The 25,428-nt window shown below is 75.1% G+C and carries 19 protein-coding genes; 16 read left to right on the top strand and 3 right to left on the bottom strand.

Annotated features, from left to right (window positions below; genetic code table 11):
* The first annotated feature begins 15 nt into the window (after positions 1 to 15).
* Together EV189_RS16295 and EV189_RS16290 are read left to right on the top strand one after the other, a co-directional pair.
* Positions 16 to 1,347, top strand: a complete 1,332-nt coding sequence (locus EV189_RS16295) for an MFS transporter (RefSeq protein WP_130494028.1) — start codon at positions 16 to 18, stop codon at positions 1,345 to 1,347.
* Positions 1,348 to 1,422: 75 nt separating this feature from the next.
* A complete protein-coding gene (locus tag EV189_RS16290) occupies positions 1,423 to 3,381 on the top strand; it encodes a diguanylate cyclase domain-containing protein (RefSeq protein WP_130494027.1) in 1,959 nt (652 codons plus the stop codon).
* 161 nt (positions 3,382 to 3,542) lie between these two features.
* Here the strand turns inward: EV189_RS16290 and EV189_RS16285 are convergent, their stop codons facing one another.
* Positions 3,543 to 5,039, bottom strand: a complete 1,497-nt coding sequence (locus EV189_RS16285; protein WP_165400346.1) for an HNH endonuclease signature motif containing protein — start codon at positions 5,037 to 5,039, stop codon at positions 3,543 to 3,545.
* A gap of 589 nt (positions 5,040 to 5,628) precedes the next feature.
* On the opposite strand from EV189_RS16285, the gene EV189_RS16280 reads away from it, so the two are divergent.
* The 7 genes from EV189_RS16280 (at position 5,629) to EV189_RS16250 (ending at position 13,787) form a co-directional block, all read left to right on the top strand.
* Positions 5,629 to 8,955, top strand: coding sequence for a S8 family serine peptidase (locus EV189_RS16280; RefSeq protein WP_130494025.1), 3,327 nt, complete (start codon positions 5,629 to 5,631; stop codon positions 8,953 to 8,955).
* A gap of 309 nt (positions 8,956 to 9,264) precedes the next feature.
* Positions 9,265 to 10,542, top strand: a complete 1,278-nt coding sequence (gene ftsZ, locus EV189_RS16275; protein WP_130494024.1) for a cell division protein FtsZ — start codon at positions 9,265 to 9,267, stop codon at positions 10,540 to 10,542.
* Between the two features lie 3 nt (positions 10,543 to 10,545).
* On the top strand, positions 10,546 to 11,280 hold the full coding sequence (pgeF, locus tag EV189_RS16270) for a peptidoglycan editing factor PgeF (protein ID WP_231116484.1): 735 nt from the start codon (positions 10,546 to 10,548) through the stop codon (positions 11,278 to 11,280).
* On the top strand, positions 11,277 to 11,978 hold the full coding sequence (locus EV189_RS16265) for a YggS family pyridoxal phosphate-dependent enzyme (RefSeq protein WP_130494023.1): 702 nt from the start codon (positions 11,277 to 11,279) through the stop codon (positions 11,976 to 11,978). The genes pgeF and EV189_RS16265 overlap by 4 nt, the downstream gene beginning before the upstream one ends.
* Before the next feature lie 112 nt (positions 11,979 to 12,090).
* Complete coding sequence (locus EV189_RS16260; protein ID WP_130494022.1) at positions 12,091 to 12,660, top strand: cell division protein SepF; 570 nt, start codon at positions 12,091 to 12,093, stop codon at positions 12,658 to 12,660.
* Between the two features lie 9 nt (positions 12,661 to 12,669).
* Positions 12,670 to 12,960, top strand: a complete 291-nt coding sequence (locus tag EV189_RS16255; protein ID WP_130494021.1) for a YggT family protein — start codon at positions 12,670 to 12,672, stop codon at positions 12,958 to 12,960.
* Positions 12,961 to 13,004: 44 nt separating this feature from the next.
* Positions 13,005 to 13,787, top strand: coding sequence for a DivIVA domain-containing protein (locus EV189_RS16250; RefSeq protein WP_130494020.1), 783 nt, complete (start codon positions 13,005 to 13,007; stop codon positions 13,785 to 13,787).
* A gap of 86 nt (positions 13,788 to 13,873) precedes the next feature.
* Here the strand turns inward: EV189_RS16250 and ileS are convergent, their stop codons facing one another.
* Positions 13,874 to 17,002: an isoleucine--tRNA ligase gene (gene ileS / locus EV189_RS16245; protein WP_130494019.1), complete on the bottom strand. Its 3,129-nt coding sequence runs from the start codon at positions 17,000 to 17,002 to the stop codon at positions 13,874 to 13,876.
* A 321-nt stretch (positions 17,003 to 17,323) separates the two neighbouring features.
* On the opposite strand from ileS, the gene EV189_RS20795 reads away from it, so the two are divergent.
* The 3 genes from EV189_RS20795 to EV189_RS16230 are packed head-to-tail and all read left to right on the top strand — an operon-like array spanning position 17,324 to position 19,246.
* Complete coding sequence (locus tag EV189_RS20795) at positions 17,324 to 17,791, top strand: TraR/DksA family transcriptional regulator (RefSeq protein WP_231116483.1); 468 nt, start codon at positions 17,324 to 17,326, stop codon at positions 17,789 to 17,791.
* Complete coding sequence (locus EV189_RS20320; RefSeq protein ID WP_165400345.1) at positions 17,764 to 18,312, top strand: signal peptidase II; 549 nt, start codon at positions 17,764 to 17,766, stop codon at positions 18,310 to 18,312. Before EV189_RS20795 ends, EV189_RS20320 begins: the two co-directional genes overlap by 28 nt.
* Positions 18,305 to 19,246 carry an RluA family pseudouridine synthase gene (locus EV189_RS16230; protein WP_130494017.1) on the top strand — a complete coding sequence of 314 codons (942 nt, stop codon included), beginning with the start codon at positions 18,305 to 18,307 and terminating at the stop codon, positions 19,244 to 19,246. The genes EV189_RS20320 and EV189_RS16230 overlap by 8 nt, the downstream gene beginning before the upstream one ends.
* A 2-nt stretch (positions 19,247 to 19,248) precedes the next feature.
* Here the strand turns inward: EV189_RS16230 and EV189_RS16225 are convergent, their stop codons facing one another.
* Positions 19,249 to 20,766, bottom strand: a complete 1,518-nt coding sequence (locus EV189_RS16225; protein WP_130494016.1) for an MFS transporter — start codon at positions 20,764 to 20,766, stop codon at positions 19,249 to 19,251.
* Between the two features lie 159 nt (positions 20,767 to 20,925).
* Between EV189_RS16225 and EV189_RS20315 the strand changes: the two genes are divergently transcribed.
* The 4 genes from EV189_RS20315 (at position 20,926) to dnaE (ending at position 25,366) form a co-directional block, all read left to right on the top strand.
* Positions 20,926 to 21,090: a hypothetical protein gene (locus EV189_RS20315; RefSeq protein WP_165400344.1), complete on the top strand. Its 165-nt coding sequence runs from the start codon at positions 20,926 to 20,928 to the stop codon at positions 21,088 to 21,090.
* A gap of 30 nt (positions 21,091 to 21,120) precedes the next feature.
* The gene (locus tag EV189_RS16220; protein ID WP_130494015.1) at positions 21,121 to 21,567 is read left to right on the top strand and encodes a GNAT family N-acetyltransferase; all 447 of its coding nucleotides are present in this window, start codon (positions 21,121 to 21,123) and stop codon (positions 21,565 to 21,567) included.
* 9 nt (positions 21,568 to 21,576) lie between these two features.
* A complete protein-coding gene (locus EV189_RS20310) occupies positions 21,577 to 21,726 on the top strand; it encodes a hypothetical protein (RefSeq protein WP_165400343.1) in 150 nt (49 codons plus the stop codon).
* 115 nt (positions 21,727 to 21,841) lie between these two features.
* Positions 21,842 to 25,366, top strand: a complete 3,525-nt coding sequence (gene dnaE / locus EV189_RS16215; RefSeq protein WP_231116482.1) for a DNA polymerase III subunit alpha — start codon at positions 21,842 to 21,844, stop codon at positions 25,364 to 25,366.
* Positions 25,367 to 25,428 lie beyond the last annotated feature (62 nt).

Below are 25,428 nucleotides of genomic sequence, written 5' to 3'. Positions count from 1 at the left end.
GTACCCTGGAGGGGCATGAGCGCCCCCTCCACGACCACGCCGCGGACCACCAGCGCGCCCAGCTCCGCCCGGGCGTACCTCGTGTGGGGCGTGGCGGTCGTCGGCTACTGCGCGGCGGTCTTCCACCGCTCGTCGCTCGGCGTCGCCGGGCTCCTCGCGACCGACCGGCTCGGCATCAGCGCCGGCCTGCTCGGCGTGCTCTCGCTCGTGCAGCTCAGCGTCTACGCCGCGATGCAGATCCCCGTCGGGGCGCTGCTCGACCGCCTCGGCCCGCGCCGCCTGCTCGTCACGGGCGCGCTGCTCATGGCGCTCGGCCAGGAGCTGCTCGCCCAGGCGCACGGCGTCCCGCTCGCAGCCCTCGCCCGCGGGGTGCTCGGATGCGGCGACGCGCTCACCTTCATCAGCGTGCTGCGGCTGGTCGGCGCGTGGTTCCCGGCCCGGCGCAACCCGCTGTTCGTGCAGCTCACCGGCCAGATCGGTGCGCTGGGCGCGATCGTGTCGTCGTACCCGCTGACCGCGGCGCTCCACGGCCCGGGTTGGAGCGCGACGTTCACCGCGGCCGCGGCCGTCTCCCTCGTCCTCGCGGTCGTGCTCGGGCTCGTCGTGCGCGACACCCCGCTGCCCGGCGGTACGCCGCCCGCCGCGACGACCGGCGAGCTGCGCCAGCACGTGGCCGACGCGTGGCGCGAGCCCGGCACCCGGCTGGGGTTCTGGACGCACCTGTCCACGCAGTTCAGCGGCAACGTCTTCACCCTGCTCTGGGGCTTCCCCTTCCTCGTCGTGGCCGAGGGGCGCAGCTCGGGGCAGGCCGCCGCCCTGCTCACGCTGCTCACGCTGACGGGCATGGCCGCCGGGCCGGTCGTCGGCGGGCTCGTCGGGCGCTACCCCTTCCACCGGTCGTGGCTCGTGCTCACCATCGTGGCGATCAGCGCCGCGGCCTGGGCGCTCGTGCTGCTCTGGCCCGGGCACGCGCCGACGCCGCTGCTGGTCGGGCTCGTCGTCGTCCTCGGCTGCAACGGCGTGGGCTCGATGATCGGCTTCGACTACGCGCGGACCTTCAACCCCGCCCGGCGGGCCGGCAGCGCCAGCGGCATCGTCAACGTCGGCGGCTTCGCCGCCTCGCTCACCACCGTCCTGCTCGTGGGGCTGGTCGTGCAGGAGCTCTCCCCGCCGGGCCACTACGCCGCGCACGCGCTGCGCTGGGCGATGGCGCTGCAGTACCCCGTCTGGGCGCTCGGCGCCTGGCAGGTGCTGCGGCTGCGCCGGACCTCGCGCCGCGAGCTGGCGGAGCGGGACCCGGACGCGTACGCCGCCCTGCGCCGCGGCGAGGTCGTCCTGCCCTCCTGACCGCGTCGTCCGCGGAGCCCGTCCGGCGGCGCAGGTCGGGCTCCGCCCTGCCGATGAGCAGGGCAGGAGGACGAGATGCAGGACTCCGCAGACGCGGTCGTGGCGGTGGTGGTCGACGAGATGACCGACTACCAGCGCCGGGTCGTGCGCGGCATGCAGGACGAGCTGGCCGGGACGGGCGTCCCGCTCCTCGTCGTCGTCAGCCACCCCCGCGACGTCCAGGACGGGCAGCTGCTCGTCCGGCTCCTGCAGACCCGGCGGGTGCGCGGCCTCGTCGTCACGGCCCTGCGCGTCCCTGCCACCGAGGGGGTGCTCGCCGCGGCCGCCCGCGAGGCGGGCGTCCCCGTCGTCGGCATCGCCCGCCGGCTGCCCGGGGTGCCGACGGTGGAGTGCGACAACCGGCCGGGCATGCGCGCGCTGATGGCGCACCTGCTCGACGAGCAGGGCGTGCGCCGTCCGGCCTTCCTGCGCGGGGACCCGGGCAACCCGGACTCCGAGCAGCGGGAGGCGGTCTTCCGCGCCGAGCTCGCGGCCCGCGGCATCCCGGTCGACGAGGCGCTGCTCGTCGAGGGGCGCTTCCACCACGAGCCGGCGTTCCGCGCCGTCAGCGCCCTGCTCGCGAGCGGCACGCAGCCGGACGCCGTCGTGGCCGCCAACGACGTCATGGCCCTCGCCGCGGTCGACGCCCTCGCCGCCGCGGGCCGGCGGGTCCCGCGCGACGTCCGCGTGACGGGCTTCGACGACGGCTGGGAGGCGGACGTCGTCGGCATCACGAGCGTGGCGCAGGAGCTGGAGGCCCAGGGGCGCGCCGCCGCCCGCCTCGTGCTCGACCTCGCGGCCGGCCGGGCTGCCGCGGCGCACGCCCGGGTGGGAGTGCGGCTGCCGAGCCGGCTGGTGCGCCGCGCCTCCTCCGGCGCTGCGGTGGTCGAGCGCCGCCGCGAGCTGGAGGACGGGCGCGGCGCGCTGCTCGACCGGTCCTCGCTCGACTCGGCGCTGGAGCTGAGCCGGGCGGTCAGCGCGTGCACGACCGTGGAGGAGGTGGTCGAGGAGCTGGCGCTGCGGCTGACGCGGCTCGGCCTGCGCCAGTGCTTCCTCGTGCTCGACGAGGCGGGGGAGCGACGGCTCGCCCTGGCGTACGTCGACGGCGCGACGTCCGTGCCCGCGCCCGCGTCGCGGCCAGTGGTCCCTGCCGAGCGGCTGCTGCCGGCCGGTCTGGAGGAGCGGCTGCTGCCGGCGCGGGTGGTCCAGGTGCTCTTCGGCCACCGCGGGCGGCACGGCTACCTCGTCTACGACTTCGACGGGGAGAGCGCCCGCGCCCGCCTGTCCGACGTGCTCCAGGTGGACCTCTCCCGCGCCCTCGACGCGCTCGCGCGCGAGCGCGAGCTGCAGGGGTACGCCCACGGGCTCGAGCGGCTCGTGTCGCTGCGCACCCGCCAGCTCGAGGCGGAGGTCGCGACCCGACGCGCTGCCGAGGCCGAGCTGCTGCGCGCCAACGCCGAGCTCGAGCGGCTCAGCCTCGTCGACGAGCTGACCGGCGTCGCCAACCGGCGTGCCTTCAACGCCGCGCTGCAGCGCGCCTGGGACCGCTGCGCCCGGCACGCCGCCCCGCTCGCGCTCGTGCTGTGCGACGTCGACCGGTTCAAGCAGTTCAACGACCGCTACGGCCACCCCGCCGGCGACGCCTCCCTGCGCGCGGTCGCCGGCGTGCTGCGCGCCGTCGCCGTGCGCGGCGAGGACCTGCCCGCGCGGTACGGCGGGGAGGAGTTCGCGCTCGTGCTCCCCGCGACCGGCGACGACGGGGCTGCCACCGTCGCGGCGCGGCTGCTCGACGGGGTGCGCCGGCTGGGGATCGAGCACGCGGACGGCGTCGACGCGGGGCTGCTCAGCATCAGCGCGGGGTGGGCGGTCGTGCACCCGGTGCCGCGCGGCGAGGTGGGCGAGCTCGTCCGTGCCGCTGATGACGCGCTGTACGCCGCGAAGCTCGCCGGCCGCGCGACGGTCGTCGGCGCGCCGCTGGGCGCTGGTCGGGCGTAGGGCTCGGGGCTTAGGGCGGGCTCAGGGCGGGCGGCTCCGCGTCGCGGCCTACCGCCCGCCGCACTGCATGCCGCTGGCCCCGTCCGGCTGGTGCCGGCGGGGCTGGGCGGTCGTGCTGGTACTGCTGCTGCTCGGGGTTCTCTCCACTGCCGACGGCTGAGTCAGGCGGCGCAGGGTTGGGGTTCTGGTCGTGCTTCGTAGATGCGGCCGAGTGGGGTGCGGTGGGCGATGGTGCCGTCGGGGAGTGGTGTGGTGGTCCAGCCCCACCAGGTCTTGAGGTTGTGGTGGAGCCTGCATCTGGGGCAGAGGTTGCGGCAGGTGGTGTGCCCGCCGCCGGGGTCGTCGGGCTCGTCGTGGTTGTACGGCACCGTGTGGTCGACGTCGCAGCGGGCCGCGGGTACGGAGCAGGTGGGGTGTCCGCAGTGCAGCCACAGCGCGGTCACCCGTGCGCGTTGGGCGGCGGTGGGCTGGTAGCGGAGGCGGTGGAGGTCGAGGAGCCGGCCGTCGGGGTCGGTGATGGCGAGCTGCCAGGTCCCGTCGCTGGCGAGGAGGCGGCCGAGGTCGGCGGGGATCGGCCCGTGGCCCACGAGGTGCGCGGGGTCCTCGGCGAGGCCGAGGAGGGTGGCGGCGGAGATCTGCACCTGCACTGCGACCGGCGCGGCCGTCCTGGTCAAGGCGGGGAGGAAGTCGCCGTCTGCAGTCGGGTCGAGCAGGACCGAGCAGACCGCGACGAGCGCGTCCGCGCGTGAGCCAGGGCGGTGCGCGAACCCGCCTCTGCCGCTCGCCCTGGACGCAGCGCCAGCTCCGCCCTCCTCGCTCGGTGCAGGACGCAGGTCTCGGGCGATGCGGTCGAGCGCCCCGCAGACGACCTGTGCCTCGTCGGCGGTGAGCAGCGCGCGGATCTCCGCCATCCCGTCCGGGAGCGGGGTGACCCGCACACTGCGCTGCTGGACGGCGTCGGCGTGCCGCTCCGCCGCCCCGCGGGGGTCGAGCTTGGCGACCGCGCGGCGCACGTCTCGGCGCAGCTCGCTGACCGTCCGCTCCGGGGCGCGGCGCAGCACCGCCGCCTCGAGTGCGGGGATGTCCTCGTCGGCGAGGACGGACGCCTCGTCGACCACGACCCGGGCGTGTGCGGGTGAGAGGTGGCCCTCGGTGAGCAGCCACCGCGTACCGGGGTGGCGCGACGTGAGCAGCACCGCGCCGTCGACCATCGCGGCGGTCCCGCGCTCGGTCATCCGCAGCGCCAGCGCCATCTCCGCCTGCGCGGAGGCCTCTGCGCCACCACCCCGAGCCGCGCCCGGCACCGTCTCCGCGGTCGCCGTCGTGATCTGCCCGTAAGCCGAGGCGACGAGCTCGGCCTTCACCGCGGCTGCCACAGCCTCCACCCGCGCGCAGGCCTGCACCAGCGCCAGCCGCGCGTCGGCGAGGACCACGGACTCCGGCCGGAACGAGGCAGCACCCTCACCCGCGAGCGCCCAGGACCGCAGCAGGCCCTCGTCGCGACTCAGCTGCTGCACCAATGTCAGCAGCATCGGGCCAGCAGCCACCTGCTCCACGGCCCTTGCGAACGGCAACCCCGGTCCGGGCAGCGCGACGACCCCGGGCACGGGGCGGACGGGCAACCCGTCACCCCGCTCGGGGCCCTTATTCGAACGCATGTTCGAATAGTACGCGATCGGCGAGAGTCGAGCAAGGGCTGGACCCGACCTCGCCGCGCAGTTCTGCTGGTGCCGACCGCCCATGCGGAGCGAGTGCGCTCCGTCGATCTCGCGGGGCTGGCTCCTCCTTCGCCGCGTCCGTAGCCCGTCACCGCTGTGAGACTCACCCGGCAGCAGCGGAGGCAACACGTGCCACTGACAGCTTCGCCGCTCCCCACGATGTGCATGATCACGGCCTGGTCGGCGGACAACCCCCCAGTGCCCAGGACGTGCATGATCACGGGGGTGGAGGGGGCGGCCGCTTCGGGCGGCGGCTGCCGCCGCTGCCTCTGCCGCTGCCGCTGCCCAGGACGTGCATGATCACGGGGGTGGAGGGGGCGGCCGCTCTGTGCCGCGGCTGCCGCCGCTGCCCCTGCCGCTGCCACTCCCAAGACGTGCATGATCACGGGCGTTGCAGGAAGGACCCTCCCGGCGAGCCTCCCCACCGGCGGGGCCCGGGACCAAGGCCTCAACCCGCCCGGCGCTGCGCACCCGCCGCCGCGGGGGCCGATCCCTCCTGCAGATCAGCGACGGAGCAGGAGGTACCTCGATGGTGCGCGTACCAGTGACGGGCATGCCGAAGCGGGCGACCGCGACGGCCCTGGCGGCGGTCCTCGTCGCCGGCGGCGGCAGCGGAGCGGTCTGGGCGGGGTCGCGCGGCCCGCACCTGCACAGCGTGCAGGCGTGGAAGACCAGCAGCGCCCCCGACGCCTTCCAGCAGTACGTCGTCACCCTGGCGCCGACGAAGGCGGGCAAGGCCCGCACCGGCGGTCGCACGGCGCCCGCCACTCGCACCGCGCCGGCCACGCGCGGCCAGGCCGTCAGCGTCACGCGCGGCCGCACGGTCGCCGCGGCGCTCGAGGCCGCGGCGAAGCCGGTGCTCGACGGGGTGGACCTCCCGGCGTACCAGGCGGCGGTGAAGCGGCTCGGCGAGGGCGGCACGCTGTCGCGCAACGCCAAGGGCCAGCTCGTCTACACCAACCACGGCCAGTCGGTCGTCGTCGGCGGCGGCAACCGCGTGGCGGACCCCGCTCCCGCCGACAGCACCCCGGCCGCCAACGCCCCCGCCGCCAGCACCCCGGCCGCGAGCGCCAAGCCGGCCCCGGCCGTCGCAGCCCCTCAGCCCAGCACCGCCGCGCCCGTCGCGAGCGCCCCGGCCGCCAGCACGCCGACCGCGCCGGCGGCCGACCCGGCCGTCGACGCCATCAAGGAGGCCCCCGGGGTCATCACGGCCTCGCGCGTCGACGAGAGCCGCATCTACGTCGCCACGACGCTGCCGAAGGACGAGGTCGCGAAGCTCCCCGGCGTCGCCGCCGTGCAGGAGGCGGCGCGGATGATGCCGCACATGGCGGCGCCCAGCGACGCGCTCTTCGGCTACGCCTGGAACCTCCACAACACCGGCCGCGCCGCGAGCGGCACCGCCACCGCGGGTGCCGACATCGGCGCGCTGAAGGCGTGGGACGCGACGCTCGGCCAGGGCCAGGTCATCGCGGTGGTGGACACCGGCTTCGACACCTCGCACGAGGACCTGCAGGGCGCCCTCTGGTCGAACCCGAACGAGGCCTGCGGCACGCAGGACACCGACGGCGACGGGCTCGCCGGCGACTGCCACGGCTGGAACTTCCTCCAGGGCAACGCCGACGTCACCAACGCCGGCACCGGCGCGGACGTCCGGCACGGCACCTGGGTCGCGGGCACCGCGGCCGCCCGCATGGGCAACGGCGTCGGCGCGGCCGGCGTCGCGCCCGGCGCGCAGATCATGCCGCTCGTGGTCGGCACGGCGAACGGCCTCGACGTGGTCCTCGCCGCCAAGGCCGTCCGGTACGCCGTGGACCACGGCGCGACCGTGGTCAACTGCTCCTTCGGCGGCCCGAGCAACGACTGGGCGGCGCAGCAGCTCCGCGACGCCATCGCGTACGCCGGCCAGCACGGCGTCATGGTCATCGCCTCCGCCGGCAACGACTCGGGCAACCGCGACAGCTCGCCGATGTACCCCGCGAGCTACCACGACAGCGCCCAGCTGCCGAACCTCATCACCGTCGGGGCGAGCGACGCCAACGACGCGGTGACGGGCTTCTCGGCGTACGGCGCGGGCTCCGTCGACCTGTTCGCGCCCGGCCAGGCCATCGTCGGGACGCTGTACGGCGGCGGCTACTCCGCCTGGGACGGCACCTCCGCCTCGGCCCCCAACGTGGCCGGCGCGGTCGCGCTCTACCGCTCGCTGCACCCGACCGCCACGGTCGCCGACGTGCGCGCCGCGATCCTCGGCGGGGTCAAGACCCTGCCGCAGTTCCAGGGCCGGTCCGTGACCGGTGGCCGCCTCGACGTCGGCTTCCTCGGCGCCGGTGTGGGCGGTCCCGTGACGTACGCCTTCTCCGGCATGGGCGGCCAGCCCAGCGGCACCGCGCACCCGACGGTCGCCGTCCACGGCGCCGCCGACGGCGCCGACGGTCTGCGCATCACCCTCGCGGTGCACCAGTCGCCGGACGTCCTCGCGCTGGCCGACACCGACATCACCGTGCAGGGCAAGCAGTACACGACGGGGGAGGACGGCAGCGTCACGATCCCGCTGGCGTACACCGGGTCCAACGCGGTGCCGATGTCGCTCGACCTGCCGGACGGGGACTACGCGGTCCTCGCGCAGCTGACCAAGGGCGGCCAGCCCGTGACCCGGCCGCAGGTGGCGCCGCTCGTCATCGGTGCGCCGGTCTCGGCGCCGAACCCGTCGAGCTCCACGGGCACCGGTGCGCCGCAGCCCAGCTCGAGCGCGGGGGCACCGGCACCGTCCGGCTCCGCGAGCGCCGAGCCGACCGCTGCCCCGACGGGTACGCAGTCCGCCGACCCGCAGCCGTCCTCCTCGGCCTCGCAGCCGGGCGCCCCGGCGCCGTCGTCGTCCTCGGAGCCCTCGCACCCGGCCGCGCCCGCCCCGTCCAGCGACCCGTCGCAGCCGGCGGACCCGTCGCAGCCCGCGCAGCCGGAGCCGTCCTCGCCGGCCTCGGAGCCTGGCGCCCCGGCGCCGTCGTCCTCCTCGGAGCCCTCGCACTCGGCCGCGCCCGCCCCGTCCAGCGACCCGTCGCAGCCGGCGGACCCGTCGCAGCCCGCGCAGCCGGAGCCGTCCTCGCCGGCGGGGCAGCCGCAGCCCACGCGCTCGGCGGACCCGCAGCCCTCGCAGCCCTCGGGCATGGAGGTCACCGGGGTGTCGCCCTCGCGGATCACGACGAGCCAGGTCGGGACGCTCATCACCGTCAGCGGCTCGGGCTTCGGCTCCGACGCCTCGGTCCTGCTCGGCTCCTCGCCGGTGGGCAGCCTGGTCTCGGTGACCAGCTCGCGGATCACGTTCGAGGCGCCCCAGTTCGTCGCCGGCACGTACGACGTCTCGGTGGTCTCGGCCGGGCGCACGGTGCTCCTGCCGCACGCCTTCACGGTCGTCGACCCCGACGCCTCGACCCCGGCGCCGAGCTTCCCGGCTCCGGACCCGTCGGCCTCCTCGTCGGTCCCGGGCGCCCCGCAGCCCTCGTCCTCGGCGTCCGCGCCGGGCGAGCAGCCGCAGCCCTCGAGCTCGGCCACCGCGCCGGGGACGCAGCCGCAGCCCAGCTCGTCGGCCTCCGCGCCGGGCGAGCAGCCGCAGCCCTCCGTCTCGGCCACGGCGCCGGGCAGCCAGCCGCAGCCCTCGAGCTCGGCCCCGGGCACCCAGCCGCAGCCGTCCGCGTCGGCCACGGCGCCGGGTACGCAGCCGCAGCCGTCCACCTCGGCCAGCGCGCCGGCCGTGCGCCACACGCCGCGGGCCGTGCACGACCCGGTCGTCGGTGCGCTGGACGCGTCCGCGGTCTGGGGCCAGCAGGGGTGCGAGTCGAGCTGCGGGGGAGTGCAGGTCTGAGCCCCGAGCACCACGAGCAGTAGCAGGAGCAGGAAGCAGCGGGGGCTGCCGGACCACGGTCCGGCAGCCCCCGCCGGCGTTCCCGGGGACCGGTGGCGGCACGACGCGCGCGACACGCCGGTCCGTACGGCGCGCCTCCGGCACGGACGACCGCCTCGGGGCTAGCGTCCTGCGTCATGGAGCAGTTGACATAACTATAAGGCTCCACTTGAGGGTGAGGGTTCAGCGACCCGCAGCCCAGCGCAAGGACAGCACGAGATCCCGGGCCGGGACGCGATGGCGCCAGGCCCCGACCGGAGGGCAACCGACGTGGCAGCACCGCAGAACTACCTGGCGGTCATCAAGGTCGTGGGCATCGGCGGCGGTGGCGTCAATGCCGTCAACCGGATGATCGAGGTCGGCCTCAAGGGCGTCGAGTTCATCGCGATCAACACCGACGCGCAGGCGCTGCTCATGAGCGACGCCGACGTCAAGCTCGACGTGGGCCGCGAGCTCACCCGCGGCCTCGGCGCCGGCGCCGACCCGCAGGTCGGCCGCAAGGCGGCCGAGGACCACGCCGACGAGATCGAGGAGGTGCTCAAGGGCGCCGACATGGTCTTCGTCACCGCGGGGGAGGGCGGCGGCACGGGCACCGGCGGCGCGCCCGTCGTGGCGCGGATCGCCCGCAGCCTCGGCGCGCTGACGATCGGCGTCGTCACCCGGCCGTTCGGCTTCGAGGGGCGCCGCCGCTCGACGAGCGCGGAGAGCGGCATCGAGGAGCTCCGCAACGAGGTCGACACCCTCATCGTCATCCCGAACGACCGGCTTCTCTCGATCTCCGACCGGCAGATCAGCATGCTCGACGCGTTCAAGCAGGCCGACCAGGTGCTGCTGCAGGGCGTGTCCGGGATCACCGACCTCATCACGACCCCCGGCCTCATCAACCTCGACTTCGCCGACGTCAAGAGCGTCATGTCGGGCGCCGGCTCCGCGCTCATGGGCATCGGCAACGCGCGCGGCGACGACCGCGCCGTCACGGCCGCCGAGCAGGCGATCGCGAGCCCGCTGCTCGAGGCGAGCATCGACGGCGCGCACGGCGTGCTGCTGTCCATCGCGGGCGGCTCGGACCTCGGGCTGTTCGAGATCAACGAGGCCGCGCAGCTCGTCGCGGAGGCCGCCCACCCCGAGGCGAACATCATCTTCGGCGCGGTCATCGACGACGCCCTGGGCGACGAGGTGCGCGTCACCGTCATCGCCGCCGGCTTCGACGGGGGCCTGCCCCGCCGGCGCGGGACCCACGAGGCCGGGCGCCGGGTGCCGGGCACCGTCGGCGCGCCCCAGCCGCCGGCGGTCGCGCTGCCGGCGGGCCTGCGCCCCCGTGAGGAGCAGGTCGAGCTGCCCCGCGAGGCGGAGCCGGCCCGCGCCGCCGCCGGCCGCACCTCCTCGCTGCCGAGCGGGCGCGGCGAGGTCCGGTTCGAGCCCAGCCGCACCCCGGCGCCGCGCAGCGAGCAGCGCGACCCCCGGACCGGCGAGGCGCGCCAGGCCCGTCCGCGGACGATCGTGTTCGACGACGCGGACGACCTCGACGTGCCCGACTTCCTGAAGTAAGCGGTGCTGCGCTGGCAGGAGCGCCACGGGAGGACCGGGCTGACCGTCACCGGACGCGCCGGCGGGGTGAGCAGCGAGCCCTGGGACTCGCTCAACCTCGCCGCGCACGTCGGTGACGAGCCGGCCGCGGTCGCGGAGAACCGACGGCGGGTGACCGCGGCCCTCGGGCTCCGCGAGCAGGCCCTCGTCATCGCCTCCCAGGTCCACGGGACCCGGGTGGTCGTCGTCCACGGTCCCCTCGGGGGCCCGCCGCCGGAGGCGGACGGGCTGGTCACCGCCGTGCCCGGCCTGGTCCTCGGCGTCCTTGTCGCCGACTGCACGCCGGTGCTCGTCGCGGCACCGGACGAGGGGCTGGTCGGCGTCGCCCACGCCGGGCGGCGCGGCATGGCCGGCGGCGTCGTCCCCGAGCTCGTCGAGGTGCTGCGCGCCCAGGGCGCGGGCCGGCTCGTCGCGCGCGTCGGGCCGTCGGTCTGCGGCCGCTGCTACGAGGTCCCCCTGGCGCTGCGCGAGGAGGTCGCGGCCGTCGAGCCCGTGACCCGCTCCGTCACGCGCTGGGGCACCCCGGCGCTCGACGTGGCCGCCGGGGTGCTCGAGCAGCTGCGCGTGCTCGGCGTGCCGGCCGAGGAGGTCCCGGGGTGCACGTACGAGGACGCGGACCTGTTCTCCTACCGGCGCGCCCGGACCACCGGGCGCTCGGCCGGCCTCGCCTGGGTCGAGCCCCCAGGGGCGCCCGCGTGACCGGGCGGCCCGAGGAGCTCGCCGCCCGGCTGGAGGAGGTGCGCACCCGCATCGCCGCCGCCTGCGCCGGCGCGGGGCGCGAGCCCGGCTCCGTGACGCTCGTCGCGGTGACCAAGACGCACCCGGCCTCCGACGTCCGGGTCCTCGCCGGGCTCGGCGTCGGCGAGGTGGCGGAGAACCGCGAGCAGGAGGCGCGCCCCAAGCACGCCGAGTGCGCCGACCTCGGGCTGCGCTGGCGCTTCGTGGGCCAGCTGCAGACCAACAAGGCCGCGGCCGTTGCCGGCTTCGCCGACGTCGTCGAGTCGGTCGACCGGCAGCGGCTCGTGGCGGCGCTCGCGCGCGCGGCGGAGCGGCGGGGGCGCGCCCTCGAGGTGCTGCTCCAGGTCGCCCTCGACCCGCCCGGCGCGCCCGGGCGGGGAGGCGCCGCGCCCGAGGACGTGCCGGCGCTCGCCGAGGCGGTCGCGGGGGAGCCCGCGCTCGTGCTCGGCGGCCTCATGGCGGTCGCGCCGCGCGGTGCCGACCCCGCGCCGGCGTTCGCGGTGCTCGCCGGGGTGCACGCCCGGCTCCTGCGGGAGCACCCGTCCGCGCGGGTGCTCTCGGCCGGCATGAGCGGCGACCTCGAGCAGGCCGTCGCCGCCGGCGCGACACACGTCCGGATCGGCAGCGCGTTGCTCGGGAACCGTCCCGCGCTCCGCTAACGTCGAGCCGGCACCCCTGCCACCGCCGGTGGCAGGGCGCACGTCCAGCGGCCGGACCACCCCGGGTGGGACGCCCTGCACGTCAGCAACGAGAGATCGAGAGGTGCGCCGCATGGCCGGTGGGATGCGCAAGATGGCGGTCTACCTCGGGCTGGTCGAGGACGACGCCGAGCACTACGAGGACTACCAGGACTACGCCGAGGACTACGACGACGCTCCCGCGCCGGTCCCGGCGCGCGCCGCGGCCCGTCCGGTCCGCGAGGTCGACGAGCCCGCGCCGGCCCCCCGCCGCGAGCCCTCCCGCCTGGGTGCCGACCTGCGCAAGGGCTCCACCGCGCTCGGGACCGAGGGCTCGCTGGCCACCGTGCACCGCGCGGCCCCCGAGCCCGCCGCGGCGTACGGCCTGGACCGGATCACGACCATCCACCCGCGGTCCTACAACGACGCCAAGCAGATCGGCGAGAGCTTCCGCTCCGGCACGCCCGTGATCATGAACCTCACGGACATGGACGACGCCGACGCCAAGCGCCTCGTGGACTTCGCGGCGGGCCTCATCTTCGGCCTGCGCGGCACGATCGAGCGGGTGACGAGCAAGGTGTTCCTGCTCTCCCCGGCCAACGTCTCGGTGACGGCGGAGGAGCGGGCCCGCATGGCGGAGAACGGCTTCTTCAACCAGAGCTAGCCTGCACCGGTGTCCGCGGCCATCACCGTCCTCATCGACGTCGTCCGTCTCTACATCATCGTGCTGTTCGTCCGGCTCGTGCTGGACTACGTGCAGATGTTCGCCCGCTCGTGGACCCCGAAGGGGCCCGTCCTCGTGCTCGCGGAGATCGTCTACACCGTCACCGACCCGCCGCTGAAGGCCCTGCGGCGGCTCATCCCGCCGCTGCGGATCGGCACGGTCGCGCTGGACCTCTCGTTCCTGGTGCTGCTCGCCGCCCTCTACGTAGGCGTTAGTCTCCTCTCGTCACTGTCGGTCTAGTCGTACAGCGGGTCGTCGACGACCCCTGCCGTCGAGGAGCGTTCATGCCTCTCAGCCCTGAGGACGTCGCCAACAAGCAGTTCACGAGCAACCGCTTCGGGCGCGGGTACGACGAGGCGGAGGTGGACGACTTCCTCGACGAGGTCGAGGCGGAGCTGCGCCGGCTGCACGGCGAGAACGAGGAGCTGCGCTCCAAGCTCGCGCAGGTCCAGCGCGCGCTGTCCGAGGCGCAGGCGCGGCTCGCCCGCGGCGAGGCCGGCCCCTTCACCGGCTCGCACCCGGTCGCCGGCGCCGGCACCGGGGCCCACCAGGTCCCCACCGGCTCGCACCCGGTGGCGCCCGTGCCCCAGCCGCAGCCCGTCGCCGAGCCCGCTCCGGCTCCCGCCCCTGCCCCGGCTCCTGCGCCGGTCGTCACCGGCGGCGCCGAGCAGGCCGCCGGCATCCTCGCGCTCGCCCAGCGCACCGCCGACGAGTACGTCGCGGAGGCCCGCAGCCAGGCCGAGCGCATCCTCGGCGAGGCCCGCACCGAGGCCGAGCAGCTGACCGGCGAGGCCCGCGCCGAGGCCGAGCGGGTGCAGGCGGAGGCCCGCGCCGAGGCCGACCGCGTGCAGACCGAGGCCCGGCAGCGCTCCGAGCAGCTCGTCCGCGAGGCCGACGAGCGGCACCGCGAGACGCTGGGCTCGCTGGAGAACGAGCGGGTGGTGCTCGAGCGCCGCGTCGAGGAGCTGCGGACCTTCGAGCGGGAGTACCGCACGCGGCTGCGCTCCTTCGTGGAGGGCCACCTCAGCGGGCTCGACGCCGGCACTGTGGCGCCGTCCGTCGGCTGACGCCGCTCCACCACCCCGCGCCACCACCCCGCGCACGACGGAGCCCGCCCCCCTCGAGGGGGGCGGGCTCCGTCGCGTCCGGGGTGTCAGGCCCGCTGCAGCCAGACCACCAGCCCGAGCTCGTCGTCACGGACCTCGCGGGAGCCCTCCGGGCCCGGCCCGGCCGCGGCCGAGACCGCCAGCACCTCGCGGGCGACGAGGTCGGCGTGCTCGGCGAGCGCCGCCGTCAGCTGCTCGCCCGTCGGCTGCCACCACAGGGCGATCCGGTCGCTCACCTCGAAGCCGCTGGACTTGCGCGCGTCCTGCACCAGCCGGACGACCTCGCGGGCGAGGCCCGCACGGACGAGCTCCGGGGTCAGCGTGAGGTCGAGCGCGACGCTCAGCCCCGGCTCGGACGCGACGGCCCAGCCCTCCTTCGGCGTCTCGGTGACGGTGAAGTCGTCGGCCTCCAGTGCCACCTCCTCGCCCTCGACGAGCACGCGCGAGGTGGTGGCGAGCTGCGCCGGGTCGGCGGCGGCGACGGCCGCGGCGACGACCGGCGTCCGCTTGCCGAAGCGCTTGCCCAGCGCGCGGAAGTTGGGCTTCGCCGTCCGCGTCACCAGCGCCTCGTCCCCGGAGAGCGCGCCCTCCGAGACGACGTTGAGCTCCTCGCGCGCGATCGCCCGCAGGTCGGCCGGGAGCGCCGCCCAGTCGCGGGAGAGCACGGCCACCTCGGCGAGCGGCTGGCGAGTGCGCACCTTGTGCTCCGTACGCGCCGAGCGCCCGAGCTCGACGACCCGGCGGACGAGGGCCATCTGCCCCGCGAGCTCGTCGTCGACGAGGGAGCCGTCGACCCGCGGCCAGGTCGCGAGGTGCACCGACGCCGGCAGCTGGTCCGAGGTCGACGCGAACAGGTCGCGCCACACCCGCTCGGTGACGAACGGCACGACCGGAGCGAGCAGCAGCGTGAGCACGTAGAGGCACTCGTGCAGCGTCGCGAGCGCGGCGGGGTCGCCGTCCCAGAAGCGGCGGCGGGAGCGGCGGACGTACCAGTTGGAGAGGTCGTCGACGTAGCGGGCGAGCAGCGCGCCGACCCGCTGCGCGTCGAACACCTCCATCGCGGCGTCGACCTCGCGGGCGAGCCGGTGCGCCTCGGACAGCGCCCACCGGTCGAGCAGGGGACGCTCGGTGAGCGGCGGCGCCGGCGTGGCGAAGGGCTCGAAGCCGGCGGTCCGGCCGTACAGCGAGAGGAACGACGCGGTGTTCCAGTAGGTCAGCAGGACCTTGCGGACGACCTCCTGGAGCGCGTGGTGGCCGACGCGGCGCGCGGCCCACGGCGAGCCGGAGGCGAACATGAACCAGCGCAGGGCGTCGGCGCCGTGCTCGTCCATGAGCGGGATCGGCTGCAGCACGTTGCCGAGGTGCTTGCTCATCTTCTTGCCGTCCTCGGCGAGGATCAGCCCCAGGCAGAGGACGTTCTCGTAGGAGCTGCGGTCGAAGACGAGCGTGCCGACGGCCATGAGGGAGTAGAACCAGCCGCGGGTCTGGTCCTGCGCCTCGCAGATGAACTGCGCGGGGTACTGCTCGGCGAGCTTCTCCTCGCTGCCCTCGACCCAGGGGTAGCCCCACTGCGCGAACGGCATCGCCCCGGAGTCGAACCAGCCGTCGATGACCTCGGGCACGCGCCGCGCCTCGGCCCCGCACTCGGGGCAGGCGAGGGCGACCTCGTCGACGTACGGGCGGTGCGGGTCGAGCGATGAGAGGTCGCGCCCCGCCAGCGCGCCGAGCTCGGCCCGGGAGCCGACGACGGTGACGTGGCCGTCGGTGCAGCGCCACACCGGCAGCGGAGTGCCCCAGTAGCGCGAGCGGGAGAGCGCCCAGTCGACGTTGCCCCGCAGCCAGTCGCCGTAGCGGCCCCACTTGACGGTCTCGGGGTACCACGTCGTGCGCTCGTTCTCGCGGAGCAGCTCGTCCTTGCGCGCCGTCGTGCGGATGTACCAGGACGGCGTCGCGTAGTAGATGAGGGCGGTGTGGCAGCGCCAGCAGTGGGGGTAGCTGTGCTCGTAGGGCACGTGGCGGAAGAGCCGGCCCCGAGCGTCGAGATCGGCCACGAGCGACGGGTCGGCCGTCTTGAAGAACATGCCGCCGACGAGCGGGAGGTCGGCGTCGAAGGTGCCGTCGCGGCGCACCGGCGTGACCACCGGCAGGCCGTACGCCCGGCAGGTCGCGAGGTCGTCGGCCCCGAACGCGGGCGACTGGTGGACGAGACCGGTGCCGTCCTCGGTCGTCACGTAGTCGGCGAGCAGCACGAAGTGGCCGTCCTCGCCCTCGGGCCACGCGAGCAGCTCGAAGGGGCGGGCGTAGCGCCAGCGCTCGAGCTCGGTGCCGCTGAAGGTCCGCTCGACCGTCCAGCCCTCGCCGAGCGCGGAGGCGAGCAGCGGCTCGGCGACGACGAGGCGCTCGCTGCCGTCCGTCGCCACGACGTACGTGACGGCGGGGTTGACCGCCACCGCGGTGTTGGAGACGAGCGTCCACGGCGTCGTCGTCCAGACCAGCAGCGACGCCTCGCCGGCCAGCGGGCCCGAGGTGAGCGGGAAGCGGACGAAGACCGAGGGGTCCACGACGGTCTCGTAGCCGCCGGGCTGGCCGAGCTCGTGGTCCGACAGCGTCGTCTCGTCGCGCGGGCACCACGGCGCGATGCGGTAGTCCTCGACGAGCAGGCCCTTGTCGGCGATCTGCTTGAGCGCCCACCACACGGAGTCGACGTACTCCGGGTCCATCGTGCGGTAGGCCTGCGACATGTCGACCCAGTAGCCCATGCGCTCGGTCATGAGCTCGAAGGCGTCGACGTGGCGCTCCACGCTGGCCCGGCAGCGCGCGTTGAACTCCGCGATGCCGTAGGCCTCGATGTCCTTCTTGCCGGAGAAGCCGAGCTCCTTCTCCACCGCCAGCTCGACCGGCAGGCCGTGGCAGTCCCAGCCGGCCTTGCGCGGGACGAAGCGGCCCTTCATCGTGCGGTAGCGCGGGAAGGCGTCCTTGAACACCCGCGCCTCGACGTGGTGGGTGCCCGGCATGCCGTTGGCCGTGGGCGGGCCCTCGTAGAACACCCAGGGCTCGCGGCCCCCGCTCTGCTCGAGGCTCCGCGCGAACGTCCCCTCGCTGCGCCACAGCTCGAGCACGGACCGCTCGAGCGCGGGCAGGTCGACCTGCGGGGGGAGGGCTGCGTACGTCGTCATGCGTCCTGCTCCGTCGGTGCTCTCGCGCGGCTCGACGGAGGGACGACCCCGGCAGCAGGTGCGGCCGGACCCGCGGTACCACCCTCCTTGGGCCCCCCGCGGGCGCGCGGGACCCCTCTCTCGGGGCGGGGTCGGCCGGTTCTACTGGGCGCCTGGCCTGCGCTGCAGGCCGGGGCGCCGTTCTTCCGGCAGCTCGGGGGTGATGGCCCCGTCGTCGCCTGGTCGTCCGCCGCGACCAGTGTACGGGGACTGCCCGAGCGCCCGACGCTGACTGCGCGTATCCTTCCCGCCTACGTGACGCGTACGGACCGAGGGGGAGCTGTGGCCAGGACGGCAGCGGGAGCGAAGGCCCCGGCCGGGGGCGAGGGCGCGGCGACCGCCGGCGGGACCGAGGTCCTCGACCTGCCCGTGCGCCCCGGCGAGGAGCCGTGGACCGCGGCCGAGCTCGCCGAGGTGCGCACCGAGCTCGAGGCGGACGCGGAGCGGCTGCGCCGCGAGGTCGCCGAGAGCGAGACCGAGATCGCGGACCTGCTGCGCGACTCCGGCGAGGGCGCCGGCGACGACCAGGCCGACGCGGGGACCAAGACCTTCGAGCGCGAGCACGAGCTCTCCCTCGCGGCCAACGCCCGCGACATGCTCGAGCAGACCCAGCGCGCCCTGGCGCGCATCGAGGCCGGCACGTACGGCGCCTGCGAGAGCTGCGGCCAGCCGATCGGCAAGGCCCGGCTGCAGGCGTTCCCGCGCGCGACGCTCGACGTCGCGTGCAAGCAGCGCGAGGAGCGGCGCTGAGCGAGGCCGTCCCCGAGGGCGCCGAGCAGCAGGCGGCCGGTCGCGCGCCGGTCGCCCTGCTCGCCGGTGCCGCGGCGCTCGTCTACGTCGTGGACCAGGTGACGAAGGCGCTCGCGCAGAGCCGGCTCGACGAGGGCGACCCCGTCCACGTCGTCGGGTCGCTGCTCGAGCTGCGCCTCGTGCACAACCCGGGCGCGGCATGGGGGATCGCGGGCGGCGCGACGATCATCTTCAGCATCATCGCCGTGGTCGTCGCGGTCGTCGTCGTGCGCACCGCCCCGCGGCTGCGCTCCGCGGTGTGGGGGCTCGCGCTGGGGCTGCTGCTCGGGGGCGCCGTCGGCAACCTCACCGACCGCGTCTTCCGCGAGCCCGGGGTGCTGCGCGGCAGGGTCGTGGACTTCATCGCGTTCCCGCACTTCCCGGTGTTCAACGTCGCGGACTCGGGGATCACCTGCGCGGCCGTGCTCATCGGCCTGCAGACGCTGCGCGGCATCGCCCCGGACGGGGTCCGGCGTGCCTGACCTGCGCTCGCTCCCCGTGCCCGACGGCCTCGAGGGCGAGCGGCTCGACGCGGGGCTCGCGCGGCTGTTCGGCTTCTCCCGCACCCGCGCCGCCGAGCTCGTCGCCGCGGGCGCCGTGCGGGTCGACGGCGGCGAGGCCCACAAGTCCCAGCGGCTCTCGGCGGGCTCCTGGCTCGAGGTCGAGCTGCCCGACCCGCCGCGGCCGGTCGAGGTCGTGCCGCTGCGCGTCGAGGGCATGACGATCGTCCACAGCGACGACGACATCGTCGTCGTGGACAAGCCCGTGGGCGTCGCGGCGCACCCCTCGCCCGGCTGGACGGGCCCGACCGTCATCGGCGGGCTCGCGGCCGCCGGCTTCCGCATCTCCACCTCGGGCGCGGCCGAGCGCCAGGGCGTCGTGCACCGCCTCGACGTCGGGACCACCGGGCTCATGGTGGTCGCGAAGTCGGAGGTCGCGTACTCCCGGCTCAAGGACGCCTTCCGCCACCGCACCGTCGAGAAGCGCTACGCCGCGGTCGTCCAGGGCCACCCCGACCCCTCCGTCGGCACCGTCGACGCCCCCATCGGCCGGCACCCCCGCGACGACTGGCGCTGGGCCGTCGTCGCCGAGGAGGCCGGCGGGCGGGCGAGCGTCACGCACTACGAGACCGTCGAGGCGTTCCGGGCCGCGTCACTGCTCGACATCGAGCTCGAGACCGGCCGCACGCACCAGATCCGCGTGCACATGAGCGCGCTGAAGCACCCCTGCGCGGGCGACCTGACCTACGGCGCCGACCCGCGGCTGGCCGAGCGGCTCGGGCTGACCCGGCAGTGGCTGCACGCCCAGCAGCTCGGCTTCGAGCACCCCGCCACCGGCGAGCGGGTCGTCTTCCGCTCCCCGCCGCCGCCCGACCTGGCGCACGCGCTCGACGTCCTGCGGGCCGACTCGGCCTGAGCTCAGGCAGGTCCACCGAGCAGGGGGGCCGCGGCCTCGTCGTCGGTGCCGGGGCGCAGGTGGACCGCCGTCGGGGGGGAGGGCAGGGCGGTGCCACCCTCGAGCCAGCGGTCGAGGTCGGGCGGGCGCAGCCGGGCGCCCGACACCGCAGGCAGGACCAGGGCGGCCAGCAGCCCGACGACGGCCAGGGCCAGCATCGCGACGAGGCCGGCCCGTACGCCGCCGGCGATGTCCCGGGAGCTGCCGGCCAGGGCGACGACGACGGGGGAGACGGCGTACGCCGCCTCCAGCCGGAGCAGCTGCACGAGCGCGAACGCGCGGCCCAGCTGCGGTGAGGGCACGCCGAGGCCGGCGAGGAGCAGGCCCGGGCTGACGGTGGCGCCGGCGCCGAGCCCGAGCACGCCCGACGCGACCGGCACGACCCAGTCCGAGGACTGCCGGTCGGCGAGGAGCAGCAGCCCGCACCCGGCGGCGAGGCAGGCGAGCCCCAGGTCGGCGACCAGCGGGACCCAGCGGGTGCGGAACAGCAGCGCGAAGAGCACCGCCGCGGCGACCGCGCCCAGCGGCAGCGGCAGCAGCAGCCGGGCCGTGGCCAGCGGGGAGCGCGACTGGCCCTGCACGAGCAGCAGCTGGACGAGCTGCAGGGCCGTCACGAAGACGGCCCCGCCGACCATCGCCACGACCGTGCCGGTGACCGGCAGCTGCGTCGCGAGCGCGCGCACGGGCATGAGCGGGTCGTCCGAGCGGGCCTCGACGACGACCAGCGCGACCAGGGCGAGCATCCCGGCGGCGAACGGGACGAGGACCAGCGGTGCGGCCAGCGACCTGCCCTGCAGCACCGAGGTGGCGAAGAACGGCAGCAGCGCCGCCGGGACGACCAGCGCCAGCGCGGGACGGTCGACCGGCGCACCCGGGCGCGGCGGGTCGAACCGGTCGTAGCCGAGGTGCGCGACGAGCGCCCCCGCCGCCCCCAGCACCGCGAGCGCGGCGACCAGCGGGCGCCAGTGTCCCTCGCTGGCGGCGAGGCCCCCCAGGAGCGGGCCGACCGCGCTCGCGCCGAACAGCGCCACGTTGACGATGCCGAAGGTCAGCGGCAGCCGTGCCGAGCCGTGCCGCGTGACCAGCGGCGGGAGCGCCGCCACGAGCAGCAGGCCGGACGCCACCCCCTCGAGCACGCGGCCGGCGGCGTAGACGGCCAGCACCGGCGCGCTCGCCGCGAGGACCGCGCCGACGACGAACAGCGCCTCGTAGCAGAGGAACATCCTGCGCTGCAGCCGACCCTGCGCGAGGTGCGCGGCGAAGACCGCGCCGAGCGCGTAGCCCGCGTCGGCCATGCCCTCCGTCAGCTGCAGCCCCTGGCGCGACGCGTGCAGGTCGTGCTGCAGAAGCGGCACCAGTGTCGTGGACGTCGTGGTGAGGACGATGCCCGGGCACAGCCCGAGGACGACGATCGCCACCGCGAGGGCGTACCTGCCGCCGAGGGGGGGCCCGGCCGCCCGCTCGTGCCGTCCACTCGCCACGCGCCCTCCTCCAGGACCGGCCCAGGGCGTGCCCCTGCCCTCGCGCTCCTACCCCGCGGCCCCCGGCCTGACCTCACGACCGGCCGCCCTCCCCGCGACCGCTTGACGGTCCCCGTGCGCGGGCACCGTCTGCGTACGACGGTCGACGGGGAGGTCGGGATGGGACGCTGGGGTGCCCTCGGGGCGCTGCTGCAGGTGGGACGGGCGCGGGCCGCGGTCTCGGGGCTGCTGGTGGTCGCGGTGGGGGTGCTGCTGCGCAGGCTCGCCGCCTCCCGCCACCCGGTCGTGCGCGCCACCGGCGTGGGGGGCAACCTCCCGCGCTGAGGTGCCGCTGCCCCTGGCAGGATGCGCGGCATGCGGGTCGAGGACGTACGGGTCGAGCGGGTCACGGACGACGCGGGCTTCTCCCGCGCCTGGGACGTGCGCTACGAGGTGTTCGTGCAGGAGCAGGCCGTGCCCGAGGAGCTCGAGCGCGACGACCTCGACGCGGCGGCCACCCACTGGCTCGCGGTCGCCGGCGACGAGGTCGTCGGCACCGTGCGGATGGTGCCCGAGCACGGCGACACCGCCCACCTCGGCCGGCTCGCCGTCCGCGCCCCGGCGCGCGGCACCGGCGTGGGGCGGCTGCTCGTCGCGGCCGTCGAGGACGAGGGCCGCGCGCTCGGGCTGACGAGCTGCGTGCTCGGGGCGCAGGTCCAGGCGGTGCCGTTCTACGAGCGGCTCGGCTACGCGGCGTACGGCGAGGAGTTCGACGACGCGGGGATCCCGCACCGCTGGATGCGCAAGCCGCTGCAGGGGTAGGGGCCGGTCATGCCCGCAGCCCGCTCCGCCCTCTCGGCGTTCCAGGTCCTCCGTCTGCTCAAGCGCGGCCGCCTCGGCCTGCCCGGCCTCGCGCTCATGGTCGCTCCTGTGGTGTGGCGCAAGGTGCAGGAGCGCCGCGCGGCGCAGACCCGGAGGTAGTCCTCCCGCGACGCGCCGAGCGACCTGCCGCTCCCGCGGGCTCCGGCGTGTCTGTCGGCGGTCCGTCGTACCCTTCGAGGGCTGGTGGCGGAGCGAGGGGCAGGGGGCGTCGGACGTGTCGCAGCAGGACTCGAGCTTCGTCCACCTGCACGTGCACACCGAGTACTCCATGCTCGACGGCGCAGCGCGGCTCGACGACCTGTTCGAGGAGGCCGCGCGCATGGGGATGCCCGCGCTGGCCATGACCGACCACGGCAACGTCTTCGGCGCCTACGACTTCTACAAGAAGGCCAAGGCGGCGGGCGTCAAGCCGATCATCGGCACCGAGGCCTACCTCGCGCCGGGTCGCACGTCGCGCCGCGAGAAGACGAAGGTCCGGTGGGGGAACGGCGGCGAGGACGACGTCTCCGGCGGCGGCGCCTTCACGCACATGACCCTCCTCGCCGAGACGACAGAGGGCATGCACAACCTGTTCCGGCTCTCCTCGCGGGCGAGCCTCGAGGGGCAGTACTACAAGCCGCGCATGGACCGCGAGCTGCTCGAGACGCACGGCAAGGGGCTCATCGCCACGACGGGCTGCCCGTCGGGCGAGATCCAGACGCGGCTGCGCCTCGGCCAGTACGACCTGGCCCGCGAGGCGGCCGGCGAGCTGCGCGACATCTTCGGGCGCGAGAGCTTCTTCTGCGAGCTCATGGACCACGGGATCGGCATCGAGCGCCGGGCGCACGAGGGCCTCATCCGGCTCGCCAAGGACCTCGGGCTGCCCTTCCTCGCGACCAACGACCTGCACTACACGCGCAAGGAGGACGCGACCGCGCACGAGGTGCTGCTCTGCGTGCAGTCCGGGTCCACCCTCGCCGACCCCAACCGCTTCAAGTTCGACGCGCAGGACTTCTACCTCAAGTCCCCCGCGGAGATGCGCGAGCAGTGGGCGGACTTCCCCGACGCGTGCGACAACACGCTGCTCATCGCCGAGCGCTGCGACGTGACCTTCACGGAGGGCGCCAACCTCATGCCGCGCTTCCCCGTGCCCGAGGGGGAGTCGGAGGAGTCCTGGTTCGTCAAGGAGGTCGAGCGCGGGCTCCAGCACCGCTACCCCGGCGGGGTGCCGGACCACGTCCGCCAGCAGGCGCAGTACGAGGTCGGCGTCGTCACGCAGATGGGCTTCCCCGGCTACTTCCTCGTGGTCGCCGACTTCATCTCGTGGGCCAAGCGGCAGGGCATCCGCGTGGGCCCGGGCCGCGGGTCCGCCGCCGGCGCGCTCGTGGCCTACGCGCTGGGCATCACCGACCTCGACCCGCTGCAGCACGGCCTGCTGTTCGAGCGGTTCCTCAACCCCGAGCGCGTCTCCATGCCCGACGTCGACATCGACTTCGACGAGCGCCGGCGCGGCGAGGTCATCGCCTACGTCACGGAGAAGTACGGCGACGACCGCGTCTCGCAGGTCGTCACCTACGGCACGATCAAGGCCAAGCAGGCCGTCAAGGACTCCGCGCGCGTCCTGGGCCACCCGTTCGCCATGGGCGACCGCATCACCAAGGCGATGCCGCCGGCGGTCATGGGCAAGGACATCCCGCTCAAGGGCATCTTCGACTCCTCCCACAAGCGCTACAGCGAGGCGGGGGAGTTCCGCTCGCTCTACGAGGCCGACGCCGAGGTCAAGCGGGTCGTCGACACGGCGATGGGGCTCGAGGGGCTGAAGCGGCAGTGGGGCGTCCACGCCTGCGCGGTCATCATGTCCAGCGAGCCGCTGGTCGACCACATCCCGATCATGCGCCGGGAGCAGGACGGCGCGATCATCACGCAGTTCGACTACCCGACCTGCGAGACGCTCGGCCTGCTGAAGATGGACTTCCTCGGGCTGCGCAACCTCACGATCATCGACGACTGCCTCAACAACATCGTCGCCAACGGCAAGGAGCCGGTCGACCTCGAGGCGCTCCCGCTCGACGACGGCCCGACCTACGAGCTGCTGGGGCGCGGCGACACGCTCGGGGTCTTCCAGTTCGACGGCGGCCCGATGCGCGCGCTGCTGCGCTCGATGCGGCCCGACAACTTCGAGGACATCTCCGCGGTCGGCGCGCTCTACCGCCCGGGCCCGATGGGCGCCAACGCGCACAACGACTACGCCGACCGCAAGAACGGCCGCAAGCCGGTCGAGCCGATCCACCCGGAGCTCGCCGAGGCGCTGGCACCGATCCTCGGCGACACCTACGGGCTGATCGTCTACCAGGAGCAGGTCATGGCGATCGCCCAGCACCTCGCGGGCTACTCGCTGGGCCGAGCGGACCTGCTGCGCCGCGCGATGGGCAAGAAGAAGCGCGAGGTCCTCGACAAGGAGTACGTCGGCTTCTCCGGCGGCATGCGCGAGCGCGGCTTCTCGGAGGCCGCGATCAAGACGCTGTGGGACATCCTGGTCCCGTTCTCGGACTACGCCTTCAACAAGGCGCACTCGGCGGCCTACGGCCTGGTCAGCTACTGGACGGCGTTCCTCAAGGCCAACTTCCCGGCCGAGTACATGGCCGCGCTGCTCACGAGCGTGCGCGACGACAAGGACAAGTCCGCGCTCTACCTCAACGAGTGCCGGCGCATGGGCATCAAGGTGCTGCCGCCGGACGTCAACGAGTCCGACGCCGACTTCACCCCGCGCGGCTCCGACATCCGCTTCGGGCTGACCGCGATCCGCAACGTCGGCTCCAACGTCGTCGAGGCGGTCTGCGGCGCGCGGACGAGCAGCGGGCTGTTCAGCTCCATCGAGGACTTCTTCGCCAAGGTGCCGCTCGTCGTCTGCAACAAGCGGACCATCGAGTCGCTGGTCAAGGCCGGGGCGTTCGACTCGCTCGGCGTGACGCGCCGCGGCCTGCTCGAGGTCCACGAGGAGTACGTCGACCTCCACGTCGACGTCAAGCGCAACGAGGCGATGGGCCAGGACTCGCTGTTCGGCGGCGGGTCCACCGACGAGCCGAGCGCGATGAGCGGGCCGCCCGTGCCCGTGGGGGAGTGGGACAAGGCCGTCCTGCTGGCCTACGAGCGCGAGATGCTCGGGCTCTACGTCTCGGACCACCCGCTGCTCGGCGTGGAGCACGTCCTCGCCGCGCAGACCGACGTCGGCATCGCCGCGCTCATGGCCGACGAGGACCGGCCCGACGGCCAGGTCGTCACGGTGGGCGGGCTCGTCAGCGGGCTGACGCGCAAGCTCACCAAGCAGGGCAACCCGTGGGCCATCGCGACCGTGGAGGACCTCGAGGGCGCCGTCGAGGTGCTCTTCTTCCCCGCGACCTACCAGCTCGTCGCCACCTCGCTGGCCGAGGACGCGATCGTCGTGGTCAAGGGCCGGCTCGACAAGCGCGAGGACGTCCCGAAGCTCATCGCCATGGACCTCCAGGTGCCCGACCTCAGCGACAGCGGGAGCCGCGGGCCGGTGAAGATCTCGCTGCCGACGCCGCGCTGCACCCCGCCGGTCGTCGAGCGGCTGCGCGAGGTGCTCACCTCGCACCCGGGGGTCACCGAGGTCCAGCTCGCGCTGCAGGGCGGCAACCGCACGACCGTGCTGCGCCTCGACGACGGGCTGCGCGTGACCCCGTCGCCGGCGCTGTTCGGCGACCTCAAGGCGCTGCTGGGCCCCAGCTGCCTGGGCTAGCCGGGGGACGTCCCCCGGCCCAGGCGCCGCCGCGCCGTCGGGTGGCTGGCGCGGCCGTGATC

Source organism: Motilibacter rhizosphaerae (assembly GCF_004216915.1).
GTDB classification, from domain to species: domain Bacteria; phylum Actinomycetota; class Actinomycetes; order Motilibacterales; family Motilibacteraceae; genus Motilibacter; species Motilibacter rhizosphaerae.
Note: the sequence above shows the minus strand (reverse complement) of the source record. Positions and strands in the feature narration are given on the sequence as shown.

Coding starts and splice junctions, on each gene's coding strand:
- EV189_RS16295 (WP_130494028.1), top strand. CDS start 16: ATGAGCGCCCCCTCCACGACCACGCCGCGGACCACCAGCGCGCCCAGC.
- EV189_RS16290 (WP_130494027.1), top strand. CDS start 1,423: ATGCAGGACTCCGCAGACGCGGTCGTGGCGGTGGTGGTCGACGAGATG.
- EV189_RS16285 (WP_165400346.1), bottom strand. CDS start 5,039: ATGCGTTCGAATAAGGGCCCCGAGCGGGGTGACGGGTTGCCCGTCCGC.
- EV189_RS16280 (WP_130494025.1), top strand. CDS start 5,629: ATGGTGCGCGTACCAGTGACGGGCATGCCGAAGCGGGCGACCGCGACG.
- EV189_RS16260 (WP_130494022.1), top strand. CDS start 12,091: ATGGCCGGTGGGATGCGCAAGATGGCGGTCTACCTCGGGCTGGTCGAG.
- EV189_RS16250 (WP_130494020.1), top strand. CDS start 13,005: ATGCCTCTCAGCCCTGAGGACGTCGCCAACAAGCAGTTCACGAGCAAC.
- ileS (WP_130494019.1), bottom strand. CDS start 17,002: ATGACGACGTACGCAGCCCTCCCCCCGCAGGTCGACCTGCCCGCGCTC.
- EV189_RS20315 (WP_165400344.1), top strand. CDS start 20,926: ATGGGACGCTGGGGTGCCCTCGGGGCGCTGCTGCAGGTGGGACGGGCG.
- EV189_RS16220 (WP_130494015.1), top strand. CDS start 21,121: ATGCGGGTCGAGGACGTACGGGTCGAGCGGGTCACGGACGACGCGGGC.
- EV189_RS20310 (WP_165400343.1), top strand. CDS start 21,577: ATGCCCGCAGCCCGCTCCGCCCTCTCGGCGTTCCAGGTCCTCCGTCTG.